The sequence below is a fragment of the Ralstonia sp. 24A2 genome (assembly GCF_051783885.1).
Classification (GTDB): Bacteria; Pseudomonadota; Gammaproteobacteria; order Burkholderiales; family Burkholderiaceae; genus Ralstonia.
Map to the genome: position 1 here is coordinate 1931853 of NZ_JBPVZD010000002.1, position 17772 is coordinate 1949624.

The following is a 17772-nucleotide window of genomic DNA, read 5'->3' on the forward strand; positions in this document are numbered from 1 at the left end:
AGTGCGGATGCTGCTGATATAGTACCGGCGCCCCCATTTTCAACCGTTGATTGTCGCTATCACGCTGATAGTCACGGCCGCAGTTCATCGCCCATTTCCCTCGCCGCATGCAGATGTTTGCCTTTGCGCCCGGCCCAGCATTTCTCTCTCGTGCCGCCGATGCGACGTGGCGCTTTCTGGACGCGCACGCGCAGTCGTCCGGTACAGGCACCGTTGTTGTACCGACTGCCGCACAGATCCCGGGTGTGCGCAGCGCCCTGCATGCCAGCGCGCAGGCGTCCGGCACGCCACGTCTGCTGCCGCGCATTCTGACGCTCGGCCACTGGCTGCTCGATCTGCCGCCCGAGCCGGGTTTGCCTGCGGCGCGCACGACGCTCTCGCGGCTGCTGGCTGTGCAGCAGGCGCTCAAGACACAAGCATGGCTGCGCGAGGCCCTCGGTGCGCAGGATGATGCAGCGCTATGGGGCGTAGCGCAGGTGATGGTCACCGTGTCGGACGAGCTGTCGCAGCGATGGCTCACGCTGGATGCGGCCGACAGTGATGCACAAGAGCGCCCCGACGCGCTGGAAGCTGCCTTGGCCGAGGCGCTGGAGCGCACGTACGCGCAGTTGTCCGAGCGCTTTCTCGGGACCGAATCGCGCATCGTGCTGACGTTCTGGCGCTTGCTCTCCGGTGCGGCTGACCCGATTCCGGTGCGGCTGCATGCCATGCGACGTCTGCTGGATGCATTGCACGGGCCGATAGTCTGGATGAGCCCGACCGACCCTGAAGCCGTTGATCTCGATTTCCTTCAACGTGCCGCCGAACACGTACCGGTGTTGACCATCGGTTACGACTGGAATGCGTCGGAAGTTGCGTCGGCAGCCCGTCCTGCCACACATGCGGACTTTCGCGATCTGCTGCTGCACGCCTGGCCCGAGTGCGCCACGCCGGCGTTGGCTGCGCACGAGGATTCCGACACTGAGCTTCCCGCACCGGTCCTGCACATCGCAGGCGCGGCGCGTTTTGAGGATGAGGCGGCCTTTGCCGCGCACACGCTGGTCGATTGGCTGAATGCGGGGCGGCGCTCGCTTGCGCTGGTGGCGCAGGACCGCATCGTCGCGCGGCGCGTGCGGGCATTGCTGGCGCGCGTGAATGTGCCCGTGCGTGATGAAACCGGTTGGAAGCTCTCCACGACACGCGCCGCCGCGGCGCTCATGCGCTGGGTGGACGTGGTGCAGGGCGACGGCGATACCGCAGCCTTGCTCGACCTCATCAAGAGCCCATTCTGTTTGCGTGATGCGGATGCCGGTACGGCCACGCCCGCGTGGATTGCCGAGCTGGAGCGCCGCATCCGCAGGCACAACGTGTCAGGCGGCTGGGGTCGGCTGCGCCGGCTGGTGGCAGACCGCCCCGCCGAGGAGGCCAGCGGGGAACCGCAAGTCAGCCGCCTGTCGGACCGCCTTGGCCTGCTGGCCGACGAAGCCGCGCTATGGCGCCGTGCCGGCAACGCCACGCTTGAGGCGTGGGTCACGTTGCTGGTCGGCACGCTCGATCGCTTGCACATGCGCACCGGCCTGCAGAACGATGATGCGGGTCGCCAACTGCTCGACTGGGTCGACCGGCTGCGTGTGTCCGTGCACGGCAGTACCGATGCGGGAGCGCGCTTCTCACTGACGGAGTGGCGCGCGCTGCTGTCGATGCTGCTTGAATCGGCGGTCTTCAGCGAACCGGCGCCACCGTCGGATCGGCGTGTCGTCATCCTGCCGCTGAACGGCGCACGCATGCGGCGTTTCGACGGCGTGGTGGTGGTCGGTTGCGACGATGCGCAGTTGCCGTCGGCGCAGCCCGAGTGGCTGTTCTTCTCGAACGACGTGCGCCGTGAGCTGGGATTGCCGGACCGCGCGCAGCGTTTTGCTCAACAGGCGCGCGACTTGGCGGAGGTGCTGCTCAATCAGCCGGAAGTTGTGCTGACCTGGCAGCGCCACGGCGGGCGCGGTGAACCCAATCGCCTCTCGGGCTGGCTCGAACGTCTGCAGCGGCGGCTGGCTGTGGCAGGCGTGCGAATCGACATGCCGGTCGCTTTGCCGAACCTGCAGACCCGCAGTCAACCGACCGACATGCCTGCACCGGCAGCGCCTGCGTTGGTGCCGTCCACGCTCAGTGCTGCTGCCTACAACAGCCTGCGCCGCTGTCCGTACCAGTTCTTTGTTGGGCGCATGCTGCGGTTGGGAGAGCTGGAAGAGGTGTCCGACGAGTTGGAGAAGCGCGACATTGGTGAGGTCCTGCACGCGATCCTGCACCGCTTTCATCGGCACTTGCTCGATATGCCCGTGCACGATCCGGCGGATCGTCTGGCGCTGCTGCAAACCATTACCGATGCGCAGTTCGGCCCGATGCTGGCAGAGGATGGCAACACGCTGCGCTTCTATCGCCGCTGGCAGAGCGTGATGCCGTCGTATCTGGCGTGGCAGGCTGCGCGCGAGGCGGACGGTTGGCGTTTTGAAGCCGGCGAGGTCGATGTCGATACGTCGATCACGTTACCGGGCGAGCGCCCGCTGCGCTTGCGTGGCCGCATCGATCGCGTTGACGTGCATGACGAGCACGGCGTGGCGGTGCTGGATTACAAGACGCAATCGCCCATGGTGCTGGTACGTCGCGCCAAGACACCGTTTGAAGACTGCCAGTTGCCGTTTTACGGTGTGCTCGATGCGCGTGCCGACGCGGGTGGCTGGGTCTCGCTCGACGGCGAGGCCCGTGGCGATAAGCGTGATGTTGCCCTGCCGGACTTCACGCAGGTGGTGGACTGGTTGCTCGAACAGATGGAGAAGGACATGACCGCCCTGGCTGCCGGCGCGCCGTTACCGGCCTTCGGCGATGAGTCGGCGTGCCGTTATTGCGCAGCGCGTGGCCTGTGCCGCAAGGGGTATTGGACCGAAGGTGCGCAGCGCGAGCCCGGGAGCGAAGCATGAGCGATCACGCCTACGAGCGCGATGGCGCCCCCGTTTCACCCGAAGATTTCTCACGCGCTGCGTGCGATCCGCTGCGCTCGGTCGTGGTGGAGGCTTGTGCAGGCAGCGGCAAGACGTGGCTGCTGGTCACGCGCATGCTGCGCCTGCTGCTGGCCGGCGCGGCGCCATCGGACATCCTCGCCATCACCTTCACGCGCAAGGCAGCCGAAGAGATGCGTCAGCGTTTGCTGGACATCCTTGCACAGCTGGCGAGCGCCGACGACGAAGGCGTTGTGCGCGAGCTGATCGCTCGCACGGTCGACGAGCGCGATGCCCTAGCGCTGATCGAGACAGCGCGTGGGTTGTATGCGCGGGTGTTGGAATCCCCGCAGCGCATGGCGATCGATACGTTCCACGGTTGGTTTGGTTCGTTGCTGCGCGGGGCACCGCTGTCATCTGGCGTGCCGCAAGGGGCATCGCTGCGTGAAGATGCCGGGCGGTTGCGCCGTGAGGCCTGGGCACCGTTCTGGCGCGGCCTGCTGGCCGAAGATCACGCTGAGTTGCGCAAGGTATATGAGACGCTTGCGGACTTAGTGGGCGATTTTCAGGCGGGGCGATTGCTCGACGCGATGTTTCACCAGCGCAGTGACTGGTGGGCCTACAAGGCACAAGCGGGCGAGCATCCGTTGCGTCCGCTCGATGACCTGCTTGGCGACGACGCACATACCGATCCGCTGATCGAAGCGCTGCAAGACCAAACGTTGCTGGCTGACATGCTGCGTGTCTCCGGCTGGTTGGGGCAGGGCGGCGCCACCGAAGGCAAGCGCGCAACGCAGATTGAAATGGCGGTCACGTCTGCGCGTTCGATCGACGTATCGAATGAATCCGCCCGCACGCAGGCCTTCGATGGCCTGTTCAGCGCGTTCCACACACAAGCTGGCAAGGCACGCGCTTGCAAACCGACCAAGGCGCTCATCAAGACGATTGGCGAGGACCAGGCGCAAACCTTGGTTACTTTGCATGCCACCGTGTGCGAGACGCTGACCGTCTATCAGGCACGCCGCCAAGAGATGCACGTGCGCGCCGTCAACGCAGCGCTCTTCACCTTGGGCGATGCGCTTATCGACCGCTATCAAGCCTACAAACGCCAGGCGCGCGCGATGGATTTCACAGACTTGGAATGGGAAGCCGCCCGCCTGATGCAGGACGAAGATACGGCGGCTTACCTGCAGGTGCGACTCGACGCGCGCTACAAGCATCTGCTGCTCGACGAGTTTCAGGATACGAACCCGATGCAGTGGCGCATCCTGCAAGGCTGGCTCGCGGGTTACGCAGGCACCGGCACGCAGCCGAGCGTGTTTCTGGTGGGCGACCCGAAGCAATCGATCTACCGTTTTCGCCGTGCAGATGCGCGCTTGTTCGACGCCGCGCGCGCGATGCTCGTCGCGGACTTTAACGCCACCGTGCTGCGCACCAACCGGACGCGCCGTAATGCACCGGCCGTGCTGGAGTGGGTGAACGCGGTGTTCCTGCAAGCGCGCGCGCGCGGCGACTATCCGATCTACGCGGAGCAAGGCACTGCTGTCAATGCGCCCATCGGGCAGGCGTTGCTGCTGCCGCTGGTGCCGGTGCATGAGGCGGCAGAAGTCGACGAGACCACGCCGCGCGACACGCTCACCGAGCCGCGCGAAGACGCTGGCGATTCGCAGCGCTATGAAGAAGGCCGCCAAGTTGCGGCGTGCCTGCGCGCCTTGCACGCCGGAGAGCACATTCGCGAGAACGGCGTTGAACGCCCCGTACGCTGGAGCGATTTCCAACTGCTCGTTCGCCGCAAGCGCTACCTGGCCGACTACGAGCGGGCACTGCGCGATGGTGGTGTGCCATACCTGAGCCCACGCAGGGGTGGCCTGCTGGCAACGCTCGAAGCGCTGGATCTGTGCGCACTGCTCGATTTCCTGATGACGCCGCAAGCCGACCTGTCACTCGCACATGTGCTACGCAGCCCGATTGTTGGGGCGACTGACGATGACTTGATCCAGCTTGCGCAAACTGCCGATGGCACATGGTGGGAGCGCCTGACCGCGCTGGCGCCGCGGGCTGAGACTGCCCCGACGTTGCGCCAGGCGCATCGCATGCTGTCTCGCTGGCTGGCGGTGGCACCTACGCTGCCTGTGCACGACTTGCTCGACCACATCGTGTACACCGGCGAACTCAAGCGCCGCTATGCCGAATGCGCGCCCGCCGCCAACCGCGAACAGGTGCTCGCCAACCTTGATGCGTTCCTTAAGCTCGCGCTCGACCTGGATGGTGGCCGCTACCCGAGTTTGCCCAAGTTCATGGCCGAACTGCGCGCGATTCGTCAGGGTGACGAGGATGAAAGCCCCGACGAAGGTATGCAGAGCGATGCTGCCGACGCGCCGGATGCCATCGACGCGGAACTCGCGAGCGAAGGCCTGGATGCCGCGCAGATTCTGACCGTGCATGCGTCGAAGGGGCTGGAGGCACCTTTCGTGGTGCTGCTCGACACCCACCATAGCGACACGCGCGCCGACAGCGCCGGCATCCTGATCGATTGGCCGCCCGGCGCCGAGGCGCCTACGCACTTCTCCGCCTTCGGCAAGACGGCTGAACGTGGCCGTGCACGCGACCCACTGTTCAAGCAGGAAGACGACCTTGCCGCCCGCGAGAACTGGAACCTGCTGTACGTGGCAATGACGCGCGCACGGCAAGCGCTGATTGTGTCCGGCGTCGCCAACAAGCGCGACACGGCTGCCGCGCAGGCAACGGACGAGGGCGACGTGCCGGACGTGGATGGCACTGCAAGCTGGTACACGTTGCTGGCAACGGCGGGTGTGGCTTCACCCGCGCCGGTGCTTGAGGCTGCCGCCAATACGGACGTCTTTGCTGCAGAGGCCGAGGTTGTCTCGTATCACGATTTCCGTGCGCCGCTCACGGTAACGGTACGAGTGGGGGGCGCCGTTGCGCAGGCGGAAGGAGCTGCCGATCCCGTCTTCGATCAGGGGGCTGTTGCGCAAGGCGAACTGCTGCATGCCGTACTGGAGCGCCTGACGCGTCGCGGTGTGCCAGAGCAGGCACCGGACACGGCAACCATCGCGCGCTGGTTCGGCGCGACCGGTGTGACAGACGCTGATGCTACCCGCGCTGCCGAAGCCGTGCGCCGTATGCTATCCGCCGATGCACTGGCACACGTGTTCAACCCGGCGCACTTCGACGCAGCCCACAACGAGATCGAATTGTTCAGCCCTGACGGCGCATTGCTGCGCATCGATCGCCTGATCGAGCGTGGTGATGACATCCTCGTAGTGGACTACAAGTTGCACCTGCTGCCGATCGAGCGTGCAGCCTACGCTGACCAACTGCGCGGCTATGTGGCTGCCGTCACGCCGATGTACCCGGGTCGCACGGTGCGTGCCGGTGTAGCGACTGCTCAGGGAGAATGGATCGATCTGGAGTCGCTACCCAAGCCAGCAAGAACGTCACATGACGACAGTCAGGGCGCGCTGTTCTGACGCGGGCGACACAAGCAAACAGGGGAGGGGCAATGCAGACGAGAAAAGAGAAGGGGGACGAGCCTGACCCTCGGCACTGGCGGAAAACGGCTGTGGCTGCTTCGTTCCCGACCTGACCAGGTTGACCGCGCCACCATGCGAGGAGGCCCGTCCGACCGGCATTGTAACCGACTCACGCATCCCCACCTGAATATCCTTGCAATTCACTCGGCGTGCACCGTGTTTGAACCCTCGGAAAGCTCGTCGGAAATCCACCTCGCTTTGCTACAATCCGCCGCATGAGTTATCAAGTGCTCGCCCGCAAGTGGCGCCCTCGCGATTTCACCACGCTGGTTGGTCAGGAACACGTGGTGCGCGCGCTTACGCATGCGCTCGAACAGCAGCGCCTGCACCATGCTTACCTGTTTACGGGGACGCGCGGTGTCGGCAAGACCACGCTGTCGCGCATTCTCGCCAAATCGCTCAACTGCGTCGGCGCAGACGGGCAGGGCGGCATCACCGCGCAACCGTGCGGCGTGTGCCGTGCCTGCACCGAGATCGATGCCGGGCGCTTTGTCGATTACATCGAGATGGACGCCGCGTCCAATCGTGGTGTCGACGAGATGGCCCAGCTGCTCGACCGCGCGGTCTACGCGCCCACGGTTGGTCGCTTCAAGGTCTACATGATCGACGAAGTGCACATGCTGACCAACCACGCCTTCAACGCGATGCTGAAGACGCTGGAGGAGCCGCCCGAGCACGTCAAGTTCATCCTCGCGACCACCGACCCGCAGAAGATTCCGGTGACGGTGCTGTCGCGCTGTCTGCAGTTCAACCTCAAGCAGATGCCGCCGGGGCACATCGTGTCGCACCTGGAACGCATCCTGGGCGAGGAGCACATCGCCCACGAAGCGAATGCGCTGCGCCTGCTGGCTGCCGCCGCACAGGGGTCGATGCGCGATGCGCTGTCGCTCACGGACCAGGCCATCGCCTACAGCGCCGGTGAGGTGAGCGAAGCCGCGGTGCGCGGCATGCTTGGCGCGATTGATCAGAGCTACCTCGTGCGTCTGCTCGATGCGCTGGCCGACGAGAACGGCGCAGTGCTCGTCGAGATTGCCGACGAAATGGCAGGGCGCAGCCTGAGCTTCTCGGGGGCGTTGCAGGATCTGGCGTCGCTGCTGCAGAAGATTGCGCTGGCACAGGTCGTGCCGGCCGCCGTGCAGGACGACTGGCCCGAAGCCGACGATGTGCGTCGCCTAGCCGAGCGCTTCGACGCGCAGTCGGTGCAACTGTTTTATCAATTCGCAAATCTCGGCCGCAACGAGTTGGCCCTGGCGCCCGACGAATACGCTGGCTTCACGATGACGCTGCTGCGCATGCTGGCGTTCCAGCCCGGGCAGTCGGGCGGGGATGCGGCGCCGCCTTCGGGTGGCGGTGGCAAGCGGGTCGTGCCGTCGGCGGGTGCGTCGGTTGCGTCGCCGCGTCCGACCATGGCCGCAAGTGCACCCATGGCGGTGCCGGTCGCGCAGGCAGCACCTCTGGCACGTCCGGAGCCGGTGGTTGAGACGCCGCGAGCAACGTATCAAGTTACGCCGCCTGCGCCGGCCGCTGAAACGCCCGCGACGCCGGTTGCAGCACCCGCCAGCCCGCCGGCCCGCCGTTCGCCGGCCATGGAGGCGCTGGCTGCAGCCCGCCAAGCGTCGAGCCGCGGTCGTGGCGCTTCGGCACCTGCCGCTACGCCGGTGGCCGCTCCCGCACCAGTCGCACGCCCTGTTGCTGCTGCGGGGCCACGCCCGAATCCGGCGGCTGCGCCTGCGTCGCCACCGCAGCGTCGTGAGGCACCAGTTGCGTCGATGGCATCCGCCGATGATGGCCCGCCACCATGGGATGAAATGCCCGGCGAATTTGCTTCGCCGTCGCTGGAAGAGATAGACGCCGCGTTCGCTGGTTGGGACTCGGCTTCGAATGCGCGCCCTGGCACTTCGGCGCCGGCCGCATCTGCAGTGCGCTCTCCGCAGGTCGAGTCGCCCGCTGCTGTGCCGGAGCCGGAGCAGGCCAAGCCTGTCGCGCCGGAGCCTGCGGTTGCCGCCACGCCGCCCGACCTGAGTGCCAGCAGCCTCACCACGTTCGATGGCGACTGGCCCAAGCTGGCGGCACGTCTGCCGATGCGCGGTCTGGCCCAGCAGCTTGCACACCAGAGCGAACTGGTGGCCGTGGAGGGCGTCACCGTGCGCCTGCGCGTGCCGCTGCCAGCACTGACCGAAGCGGGTGTCGTGGAGCGTCTGGAGGCTGCACTGACGGAACACTTCGGCACGCCTGTACGCGTGGCGTGTGACATTGGCGCAGCACGTGCGACAGCCGCTGCTGCCGATGCCGAGCTGCGTGCCCAGCGCCAGCGTGACGCTGAAGACGCCATCGCTGCCAACCCGTTCGTACAGGCACTGGTGCAGGACTTTGCCGCGCAGGTCGTCCCGGGTTCGATCCAACCGCACGCGCACTAAAATCGCCATCCCACACTGAACACCGGCGCGCCCAATCAAGCGGCGCGCCTCGTATGACCCATTGCAAGGAGCAACGACCATGATGAAAGGCCAGATCGCCGGGCTGATGAAGCAAGCCCAGCAGATGCAGGAAAACATGAAGAAGGCGCAGGAGCAGCTTGCCCTCATCGAGGTGGAAGGCGTGTCCGGCGCCGGCCTCGTGAAGGTGGTCATGACCTGCAAGAACGACGTGAAGCGTGTGTCGATCGATCCGAGCCTGCTGGCCGAGGGCGAAGACAAGGAACTGCTGGAAGATCTCGTCGCAGCTGCGTTCAACGATGCCGTGCGCAAGGCTGAGGCCACCGCACAGGAGAAGATGGGTTCGCTCACCTCCGGTCTGGGCGGCATGGCGAGCATGCTGCCGCCGGGCTTCAAGCTGCCGTTCTAAGCCCAAGCTAGACCAATCAGGATCGCGCCATGGTGCTGGAATCTGCGTTACTGCACGTCAAGCCTGGCCAGGAAGCCGCCTTTGAGGCTGCTTTCGGCGAGGCCCGCCACATCATCGGTGCGATGCAGGGTTTCATTTCGCTGACGCTCTCGCGCTGCGTGGAGAAACCGAGCGATTACCTGCTGCTGGTGCAGTGGCAGACGCTGGAGGACCACACCATTGGCTTCCGACAGTCCGCCGAGTATCAGCGCTGGCGTGCGCTGCTGCATCACTTCTACGATCCGATGCCGGAAGTGCTGCACCATACGCTGGTTGTGGAGCAGGCATGACGCGCGGCGGCCCAGGCACGCCATCGGCGCTGCAGATGCTGGTCGAGGCCCTGCGCGTGCTGCCGGGCGTTGGCCCCAAGTCTGCGCAGCGCATGGCGTATTACCTACTGCAGCATGATCGCGATGGTGCCGAACGCCTGGCGCAGGCGCTGAGCGAGGCCACCGAATCGATCCACCACTGCAGCCGCTGCAATACCTTCACCGAGCAGGAAGTCTGCGAAACCTGCCTCGATACGCGTCGTGATGCCTCCGTGTTGTGCGTGGTGGAAACACCCGCCGATCAGATGATGATCGAGCAGACGCTCACGTATCGCGGACAGTATTTTGTGCTGATGGGGCGGCTCTCGCCGCTGGACAACATCGGTCCGAAGGAAATCCATCTCGAACGCCTGCTGGCTCGCGCGACCGATCCTGCGCTGGGCGGGCCATGCACCGAGGTCATCCTCGCCACGAACTTCACCAGCGAAGGCGAGGCCACCGCGCACTACATCGGCGAGATGCTCAAGGCGCGTGGCATCAAGGCGACGCGCCTGGCGCGCGGTGTGCCCGTGGGCGGTGAGCTGGAGTATGTCGATGCGGGCACCATCGCCCGCGCCGTGCTGGACCGGCGCCAGCTCTGATCTATCGATGCGCTCTTTAGAACTCGGCGTGGATGCGTGCACCCACGATGGACACCGGGCCACGATCCCGGTTGTATGCAGGGTGGACGACGTACTGGTAGTTCAGGCCAAGCGTCAGGTGCTTGATGACGGCGAAGTTGTAGTACAGCTCGGCGATGCGCTCGGTGCCGTAGTTCAGTGCACCGTCGCCAATCAGCACGCCCATGCCACCGGCCGCGAAGTACTGGCGTGCCGCGCCTGACAAGCCATTCACCACCACAGCGGCGCCAAACGTGTCGTTCGGGCGCCCCCAGCGCGTGCCCTTGAGCGAAAGCCCGGCCGATACCGACTGGTTAATGTCGGTGAATTCGAAGGTTTCCTTGCTGCCGTCGTTCATGCTAGCGCGGGCAAAGACGCCCAGGTCGTCGGTGACTTCCTGCTCCAGGTTCACCGCAATGCCGGGGCGCCAGGCGAGCCGCCGTACGAGGCCGGTGTCCGGCGTGTTGCCGGTCTGCTGTGCGAGGTTCACCGCGTCGCCGTAACCGCCCATGCGGCCGCGCGTTGCGAAGGCGAGCAATTTGACCTTGCCGGGGCGGCCGAACCAGTTCTGGCGCGCCTCGAATTCGCCCACCCACTGATACTGCTTCCACGTCGTGTCGATGGTCACGCTGTTGGGTTCCTTCGACAGAGCGAAGAGGCCGCCGCGCAACGTCCACCAGGACTGCGTCCATTCGACCGCCAGGCCGCGCGTATAACCCCAGGCATCAGCGGCGTAGTCGAACGCGCCGGCGTCGACTACCGCCCAGTTGAGGAAATCGCCGCGCGGGTCGTGCGCATAGGTGTTCGTGTCAAAGATGTCGACCACAGAGAACTTGCCGACGGTGATGGTCAGGTTGTTAGCCGAGTGGCTGCCGGCAAGCTGGTTGGGCCCCGATTCAACGGCTTGCTGTTCGCCGCCCAGGTCAATCACCTGCCGCAGGAACAGGCGCGGCAGTTTGTGATACGGATCGTTCTTGCCGACCTTGTAGGCCTCGGCGCTGGAGAAGCCGGCCAGGCCCACCGTATTGCTCAGGCCGAAACCCTGGTCGATTTCCGGGTTGGCATACAGCTCTGCACCCTTCCACAGACGCAGGCCGAGATAGAGCGTGACGTCGGTCGTTTCCTTGTTGTTATTGTCGGCCGTCAGGCTGTTGGTGCCGCTGTAAGGCGAGCGGAACGACGGGTGCCACTGCGTCACATTGGTGAACTGCCCGTGGATGTTCCACCGTTCCGGTTCGGGGATGTCCGTGTTGGGCGCCCCGGGAGCATCAGCGTCTGCTGCCAGGGCAACGCTTTGCACGCCCAGCGCAAGCAGGATGGCCGTCAGGACATGCCGTGCGGTGCTGGCACGCTTGGCGCGGCGGAGAAAAGACCGAGATTCGAGGCGAGGAGACGACGAAGGCATGGGCGCAACAGAGAGGGCAGCCGCTAGAATTCCGAGCTTGTGCGCTCGGAATAGGCAAAAACCCGGCGATAGTAAACGCCGCGTCATGACCAGACGGTGAAAACCGGCCTGGTTGCACAGACCTGTCGCATTTCTCCAACTCCGCCAGATGGCTCCAACGATGAACCTTGCCCGCTTCGATCTCGTCACCCTCGGCCTGTTTGTGGCGGTGGCCCGGCTGGGCAGCATTTCCGCAGGGGCGCGGCAATCACACCTGGCGGTGGCCGCTGCAAGCAAGCGGATTTCCGATCTGGAAGCCGCCGTGGGGGCGCCGCTGCTGTACCGCCATGCCGCCGGCGTGGAACTGACCGAGGCCGGCCAGGCCTGCTTCCGCCACGCCGTGGGCATTCTGCAGGACGTTGAACGCATGGCCGGCGCGCTGTCGGATTTTGCGGCTGGCACGCGTGGGCAGGTGCGTGTGTGGGCCAACACCTCGTCAATCACGCAGTTCCTGGCCGACGACCTGGCCGCGTTCATGCTGGCCAATCCGGCCATCCGCATCGCGCTGGAAGAGCAGGACAGTGGCGATATCGTTGCCGCGCTGCGTGAGAATCGCGCAGACCTGGGCATCTTCGCCGCTGGCACGCCGTGTGATGGACTGCAATCGTTCGACTACCGCGAGGACGATCTTGCCCTCGTCACGCCGCGCAGCCATCCGCTGGCCGGTCGCAAGCAGGTGAGTTTTGCTGATGCGGTGGAGTTCGATTTCGTCAGTCTGCCGCCAGGCACGTCGCTGGCCGCGCAACTGCTGGAAGAAAGCCAGCGCCTGGGCAAGCCGCTGCGCCTGCGCATCCAGGTGCGCAGCTTTGAAGCCGTCTGCCGCATGGTGGCCTCGGGCCTGGGCGTGGGCGTGCTACCGCGCATTGCTGCACAAGGGCATGTGTCGAGCCTGCCGGGTGCGGGCCTTGCACTGGTGCCTCTGCAAGATGAATGGGCGCATCGCCGCCTGCTGGTCGGCGTGCGCGACCCAGATGCGCTGACCAGTTCCGCGCGTCTGCTGATGACGCATCTGCTCGGCAATCCCGCCGCGCTCTGAATTCAACGTTCTCGGTACGACCATGTCGACACAGGTTTTGCAGAACATCCGCGTGCTTGAGCTCGGGCAATTGATTGCCGGGCCGTTTGCCGCCAAGACGCTCGCCGATTTCGGCGCGCAAGTCATCAAGATCGAGCCGCCGGGCCAGGGCGATCCGCTGCGCAAATGGCGCATGCTGCATGAGGGCACCTCGGTCTGGTGGGAGGCGCAGTCGCGCAACAAACAGTCTGTCTGCGTGGATTTGCGTGTGCCCGAGGGCCAGGAGGTGGTGCGCAAGCTGGCCACCGAGGCCGACGTGCTGATCGAGAACTTCCGTCCCGGCACGATGGAGAAGTGGGGGCTGTCGTACGAAGCGCTGTCCGCCATCAACCCGAAGCTGATCATGCTGCGCGTGTCGGGCTACGGGCAGACTGGCCCCAAGCGCGATGAACCGGGCTTCGCGGCCATTGCCGAAGCCATGGCCGGCCTGCGCTACCTGACCGGTGAGCCGGGGCGCCCGCCTGCGCGCGCTGGGCTGTCGCTGGGCGACACGATTGCCGGGTTGCACGGCGCGCTGGGCGTGCTGCTCGCGCTGTATGAACGCGACGCGCGCGGCGGCAAGGGGCAGGTGATCGACGTGGCGTTGTATGAGTCGGTCTTTAACCTGACGGAGAGTCTGCTGCCGGAGTACTCGGTGTTTGGCACGATTCGCCAGCCGGCGGGCGGGGCCCTGCCAGGCATTGCACCATCCAATGCGTACCGCTGCGCGGGCGGCGAATATGTGCTGATCGCCGCCAACGGTGACAACATCTTCCGCCGCCTGATGCAGCGCATGGGCCGGCCGGACCTGGCCGATGATCCAGGCCTTGCGCGCAACGATGGCCGCGCCGCCCGCGTCGACGAGATCGACGCCGCCATCAATGCATGGACGGGAGCGCTTCCCATTGCGGAGGTTCTGGCTGCGCTGCAAGAGGCCGACGTGCCCAGCGGGCCGATCTACACCATCGCCGACATTGCCGCCGACCCGCACTACCGCGCGCGTGGCGTGATCGAGACCGTGCGTGCGCAATCGGGCATCGATGTCGAGATGCCCGGCGTGGTGCCCAAGCTCTCCGGTACGCCTGGTGCGGTACAGGCCAGCGCACCGCGTTTGGGTCAGCACACACGCGACGTGCTGCGCAGCTATGGCCTGACCGACGCACAGATCGACACGCTTGCCGCGCAAGGTGTGATTGCCGAGGTGGCGGGCTAAAGAGCTAGGACGATCCCGCATGTTGTGTAGAGAATCGTTGCGGTAATATCGCCGCCAAGGCAGCGAACGCTGCAGAACAACGCATTCAGGAGACAAGCATGGGGACACGAGGCATCAGCCGCTGGGCAAAATGGATGGGCGCAGCGCTGTGCGCGACGAGCCTGCTCGCAGCCAGCCCCGCCGTGCTGGCACAGGGCAAGCCAGAGAAGAACAAGGTCACCATCGCCGTGGGCGGCAAGGCGTTGTTCTACTACCTGCCGCTGACGATTGCCGAGCGCCTGGGCTACTTCAAGGACGAAGGCCTGGACGTCGAGATCGTCGACTTTGCCGGCGGTGCGAAGGCCCTGCAGGCTGTGGTGGGCGGCAGTGCTGACGTGGTGAGTGGCGCCTACGAACACACGCTGGTGCTGCAGGCCAAGGGCCAGATGTATCAGGAGTTCGTGCTGCAAGGCCGTGCCCCGCAGATCGTGCTGGCCGTCAACAACAAAACGATGCCCAACTACAAGTCGATCGCCGACCTGAAGGGCAAGAAGATTGGCGTGACGGCTCCGGGCTCGTCGACCAACATCATGGTCAACTACGTGCTGGCGCGTGCCGGCATCAAGCCGAACGAGGTGTCGATCATTGGTGTGGGCCCGAGCAACGGTGCCATTGCAGCCGTGCGTGCAGGGCAGATCGACGCGCTGGCCAATCTGGACCCAGTCATGTCGATGCTCACGCAGAAGAACGAAGTGCGCGTCGTCTCCGACACCCGCACGCTGGCGGATACCAAGGCGGTCTTCGGCGGCAACATGCCGGCTGGTTGCCTGTATGCCTCCACCGCGTTCATTCAGAAGAACCCGAACACGACGCAGGCGCTGACCAACGCCATGGTGCGTGCGCTCAAGTGGCTGCAGAAGGCGGGCCCGTCGGACATCGTCAAGACCGTGCCAGAAGCCTACCTGCTGGGGGATCGCGCGCTGTATCTGGCCGCGTGGGACAAGGTGCGCGAGGCGATCTCGCCGGACGGCGCAATGCCTGCCGACGGCCCGACTACGGCGCTGCGTACGCTGTCGGAATTCGATGCCGAAGTGAAGGGCAAGCAGATCAAGCTCGACCAGACCTTCACCAACACCTTCGTGCAAAAGGCCAACGCCAAGTACCACTAGAACCAGCTCATGATCCTACTGCGCGTCCCGATCTTGCCCCTGCGATGCTCTCCGTACTCACGTACGGTTGCGCTTCTCGGGGCAACCTCGGGCCGCTCGCTACGGATCATGAACTGGTTTTGAGTCCAGCGGACTTCCATCCTGCGCCCGGTTCAGCCGGGCGCATTGCATTCTTGGTAGCCATCAGGCAGACACCATGTCCCATCCCGCGCTTTCGTTCGATCAGATCACCTGCACCTTTATCTCGCCCGACAAACCGGGCCAGCGCTACACCGCCGTGCAGAACACCACGCTGGATATCCACGCCGGCGAGTTTGTCTCGGTGGTGGGCCCGACCGGTTGCGGCAAATCCACGTTGCTGAACCTGGCGGCGGGGCTGTTGCAGCCGTCCACAGGGCAGGTGCGTGTGTTTGGCGAGCCGCTTGTCGGTATCAACCGACGCGCCGGCTACATGTTCCAGGCGGAGGCGCTGATGCCGTGGCGCAGTGCGCTGGACAACGTGCTGGCCGGACTGGAGTTTCGTGGTACGCCCGAGAAGGAAGCGCGCGAACTGGCGATGTCGTGGCTGGCGCGTGTGGGCTTGGCCGGGTTTGAGGATCGCTACCCGCATCAACTCTCCGGCGGCATGCGCAAACGCGTGAGCCTGGCGCAAACGCTGGTGCTCGACCCCGACATCATCCTCATGGACGAGCCGTTCTCCGCGCTCGACATCCAGACGCGCCAACTGATGGAAAACGAGGTGCTCGACCTCTGGGCCGCCAAGCGCAAGGCCGTGCTGTTCATCACGCATGACCTGGACGAGGCCATTGCCATGAGCGACCGCGTGGTCGTGCTGTCGGCGGGGCCGGGCACGCACCCGATCGGCGAATTCGCGATCGACCTGCCGCGCCCGCGCGATGTGGCTGAGATTCGTGACCAAGCTGGCTTCGTCAACCTGCACGCCCGCATCTGGGATGTGCTGCGTGAAGAAGTGCTGAAGGGCTACGCGCAACATCGCCGCGTCGCCTGAACTGAATTCGATCGATCTCTCTCATGGCTAATCGTCCACTTTCTCCGTTCACGCTGCGTGCCTGGCAGCTTGGCCTCCTGGTCGTCACGCTCGGCGTCTGGCATTTCGCCACGCGCTCGCAAGACGTCGCGTTCTTCTTTGGTGAACCACTGATCGTCGCCCAGCGTATCTGGGCGTGGTTTGTGACCGAAGGCGATATCTACCAACACCTTGGCGTGACGCTGGCCGAAACCGTGCTGGCCTTCGTCATCGGCACGGCCACAGGCCTGGGCGCCGGGCTGTGGCTTGCGCTGAGTCCCGCCGTGTCTGCGGTGCTTGATCCGTACATCAAGGCGGCAAACTCAATGCCGCGCGTGATCCTGGCCCCCATCTTCGGCGTGTGGTTCGGGCTGGGGATCTGGTCGAAGGTCGCGCTGGCGGTGACGCTGGTGTTCTTCATCGTGTTCTTCAACGTCTACCAGGGCGTGAAGGAAGTGAGCCCCGTGGTGCTGTCCAATGCGCGCATGCTGGGGGCATCGCAGCGGCAGTTGCTGCGCTTCGTCTACTTGCCCAGTGCAACGAGTTGGGTATTTTCGTCACTACATACGTCGGTGGGCCTGGCGTTCGTCGGGGCGGTGGTGGGTGAGTACCTGGGTTCTGCGCGCGGCGTTGGCTACCTGATCCTGCAAGCCGAGGGCACATTCGATATCAACACCGTGTTTGCCGGCATCGTCGTGCTGACGGTGTTTGCGCTGGTGCTTGACTGGTTGGTCGGTCTGGTGGAAAAGCGCCTGATGCGCTGGCAGCCCAAGACCGGCGAGACCGAAAAGCTCTGAACGCCGAATCGGCACATCGACCCTGCATGGTGTGGGGCTATTCGGCAGGGTCATGCAACTAGACGGTCGGTCTACTATAATCCGACCCACCATGAGCAAGCACCCTGAACCCGTCACCGCTGAAGGCGCCGAAGCCCGGCACGACACCCGCGACCGCATTCTGGACGCCGGTGCCGAGCTGATCCTCGGGCGCGGCTTTTCAGCCGTCGGGCTGGCGGAGATCCTCGGCCGTGCGCAGGTGCCCAAGGGCTCGTTCTATTACTACTTCGGCTCCAAGGAAGACTTTGGGGTCGCGATGCTGGAGCGGTATTTCCAGGATTACGACGCGGGTGTCGTCAGCCTGTTCAACGACACGCGCATGACCGCGCGCGAACGGCTGCTGCGCTACTTCGCCGCCTGGATCGATCTGCATGAGCGCAGCGCATGCGAAGTTACGTGCTTGGCGGTCAAGCTCTCGGGTGAGGTGTCCGACCTGTCTGAGCCGATGCGCAAGGTGTTGTCGATTGGGATGACGCGGATGGTGGAGCGTATTTCCGTGGCGGTGGAGGCGGGCGTGGCCGATGGCTCGCTGGCACCGGTGGAAGACGCGCGCAACGTGGCGGAAGGGCTGTACGCGATGTGGATGGGCGGGGCGCTGCTGGCCAAGGCGCATCGGTCCATCGCACCATTCCGGAGCTGTATGGACCAAACCGAAGCGCTGCTGGTCAAGCCGAAACATTGACCACAATCGAATGCAATGCCGGCGAGGCACGTTC

Annotated in this window: 13 protein-coding genes and 1 other RNA gene; 12 read left to right on the plus strand and 2 right to left on the minus strand. The window is 65.0% G+C overall.

What is annotated here, in order from left to right:
- Positions 1-107 precede the first annotated feature (107 nt).
- Positions 108-2951, plus strand: coding sequence for a PD-(D/E)XK nuclease family protein (locus ACS13N_RS13940; RefSeq protein ID WP_438932182.1), 2844 nt, complete (start codon positions 108-110; stop codon positions 2949-2951).
- The gene (locus ACS13N_RS13945; protein WP_438932183.1) at positions 2948-6460 is read left to right on the plus strand and encodes a UvrD-helicase domain-containing protein; all 3513 of its coding nucleotides are present in this window, start codon (positions 2948-2950) and stop codon (positions 6458-6460) included. The genes ACS13N_RS13940 and ACS13N_RS13945 overlap by 4 nt, the downstream gene beginning before the upstream one ends.
- 53 nt (positions 6461-6513) lie before the next feature.
- Here the strand turns inward: ACS13N_RS13945 and ffs are convergent.
- Positions 6514-6612, minus strand: an RNA gene (gene ffs, locus ACS13N_RS13950) — signal recognition particle sRNA small type.
- A gap of 126 nt (positions 6613-6738) precedes the next feature.
- Between ffs and ACS13N_RS13955 the strand changes: the two genes are divergently transcribed.
- From ACS13N_RS13955 to recR, 4 genes are all read left to right on the plus strand, one after another.
- Positions 6739-8940: a DNA polymerase III subunit gamma/tau gene (locus ACS13N_RS13955; RefSeq protein ID WP_438932184.1), complete on the plus strand. Its 2202-nt coding sequence runs from the start codon at positions 6739-6741 to the stop codon at positions 8938-8940.
- Positions 8941-9019: 79 nt separating this feature from the next.
- Positions 9020-9367: a YbaB/EbfC family nucleoid-associated protein gene (locus ACS13N_RS13960; RefSeq protein WP_438932185.1), complete on the plus strand. Its 348-nt coding sequence runs from the start codon at positions 9020-9022 to the stop codon at positions 9365-9367.
- A 29-nt stretch (positions 9368-9396) separates the two neighbouring features.
- The gene (locus ACS13N_RS13965; protein WP_438932186.1) at positions 9397-9696 is read left to right on the plus strand and encodes an antibiotic biosynthesis monooxygenase family protein; all 300 of its coding nucleotides are present in this window, start codon (positions 9397-9399) and stop codon (positions 9694-9696) included.
- Positions 9693-10316 carry a recombination mediator RecR gene (gene recR, locus ACS13N_RS13970; protein WP_438932187.1) on the plus strand — a complete coding sequence of 208 codons (624 nt, stop codon included), beginning with the start codon at positions 9693-9695 and terminating at the stop codon, positions 10314-10316. The genes ACS13N_RS13965 and recR overlap by 4 nt, the downstream gene beginning before the upstream one ends.
- Before the next feature lie 16 nt (positions 10317-10332).
- Here recR and ACS13N_RS13975 read toward each other — a convergent pair whose 3' ends face one another.
- Positions 10333-11739 (minus strand): carbohydrate porin, encoded by a 1407-nt coding sequence (locus ACS13N_RS13975; RefSeq protein WP_438932188.1) that lies wholly within the window; start codon positions 11737-11739, stop codon positions 10333-10335.
- A 160-nt stretch (positions 11740-11899) separates the two neighbouring features.
- On the opposite strand from ACS13N_RS13975, the gene ACS13N_RS13980 reads away from it, so the two are divergent.
- From ACS13N_RS13980 to ACS13N_RS14005, 6 genes are all read left to right on the plus strand, one after another.
- Positions 11900-12814, plus strand: coding sequence for a LysR family transcriptional regulator (locus ACS13N_RS13980; protein WP_438932189.1), 915 nt, complete (start codon positions 11900-11902; stop codon positions 12812-12814).
- Between the two features lie 22 nt (positions 12815-12836).
- Positions 12837-14045 (plus strand): CaiB/BaiF CoA transferase family protein, encoded by a 1209-nt coding sequence (locus ACS13N_RS13985; RefSeq protein WP_438932190.1) that lies wholly within the window; start codon positions 12837-12839, stop codon positions 14043-14045.
- A 98-nt stretch (positions 14046-14143) separates the two neighbouring features.
- The gene (locus ACS13N_RS13990) at positions 14144-15193 is read left to right on the plus strand and encodes an ABC transporter substrate-binding protein (RefSeq protein ID WP_438932191.1); all 1050 of its coding nucleotides are present in this window, start codon (positions 14144-14146) and stop codon (positions 15191-15193) included.
- A gap of 196 nt (positions 15194-15389) precedes the next feature.
- Positions 15390-16202, plus strand: coding sequence for an ABC transporter ATP-binding protein (locus ACS13N_RS13995; RefSeq protein WP_438932192.1), 813 nt, complete (start codon positions 15390-15392; stop codon positions 16200-16202).
- Positions 16203-16225: 23 nt separating this feature from the next.
- Entirely contained in the window at positions 16226-17017 is a 792-nt protein-coding gene (locus ACS13N_RS14000; protein ID WP_021194177.1) for an ABC transporter permease, read from the plus strand.
- A 91-nt stretch (positions 17018-17108) separates the two neighbouring features.
- Entirely contained in the window at positions 17109-17738 is a 630-nt protein-coding gene (locus ACS13N_RS14005; RefSeq protein WP_438932193.1) for a TetR/AcrR family transcriptional regulator, read from the plus strand.
- The last annotated feature ends 34 nt before the right edge of the window (positions 17739-17772 follow it).

What these genes read in the sequence shown, in the direction of transcription:
- ACS13N_RS13995 (WP_438932192.1), top strand. Translation starts at nt 15,390, where the DNA reads ATGTCCCATCCCGCGCTTTCGTTCGATCAGATCACCTGCACCTTTATC.
- ACS13N_RS14000 (WP_021194177.1), top strand. Translation starts at nt 16,226, where the DNA reads ATGGCTAATCGTCCACTTTCTCCGTTCACGCTGCGTGCCTGGCAGCTT.
- recR (WP_438932187.1), top strand. Translation starts at nt 9,693, where the DNA reads ATGACGCGCGGCGGCCCAGGCACGCCATCGGCGCTGCAGATGCTGGTC.
- ACS13N_RS13985 (WP_438932190.1), top strand. Translation starts at nt 12,837, where the DNA reads ATGTCGACACAGGTTTTGCAGAACATCCGCGTGCTTGAGCTCGGGCAA.
- ACS13N_RS13980 (WP_438932189.1), top strand. Translation starts at nt 11,900, where the DNA reads ATGAACCTTGCCCGCTTCGATCTCGTCACCCTCGGCCTGTTTGTGGCG.
- ACS13N_RS13955 (WP_438932184.1), top strand. Translation starts at nt 6,739, where the DNA reads ATGAGTTATCAAGTGCTCGCCCGCAAGTGGCGCCCTCGCGATTTCACC.
- ACS13N_RS13975 (WP_438932188.1), bottom strand. Translation starts at nt 11,739, where the DNA reads ATGCCTTCGTCGTCTCCTCGCCTCGAATCTCGGTCTTTTCTCCGCCGC.
- ACS13N_RS13945 (WP_438932183.1), top strand. Translation starts at nt 2,948, where the DNA reads ATGAGCGATCACGCCTACGAGCGCGATGGCGCCCCCGTTTCACCCGAA.
- ACS13N_RS13940 (WP_438932182.1), top strand. Translation starts at nt 108, where the DNA reads ATGCAGATGTTTGCCTTTGCGCCCGGCCCAGCATTTCTCTCTCGTGCC.
- ACS13N_RS13960 (WP_438932185.1), top strand. Translation starts at nt 9,020, where the DNA reads ATGATGAAAGGCCAGATCGCCGGGCTGATGAAGCAAGCCCAGCAGATG.
- ACS13N_RS13965 (WP_438932186.1), top strand. Translation starts at nt 9,397, where the DNA reads ATGGTGCTGGAATCTGCGTTACTGCACGTCAAGCCTGGCCAGGAAGCC.
- ACS13N_RS13990 (WP_438932191.1), top strand. Translation starts at nt 14,144, where the DNA reads ATGGGGACACGAGGCATCAGCCGCTGGGCAAAATGGATGGGCGCAGCG.
- ACS13N_RS14005 (WP_438932193.1), top strand. Translation starts at nt 17,109, where the DNA reads ATGAGCAAGCACCCTGAACCCGTCACCGCTGAAGGCGCCGAAGCCCGG.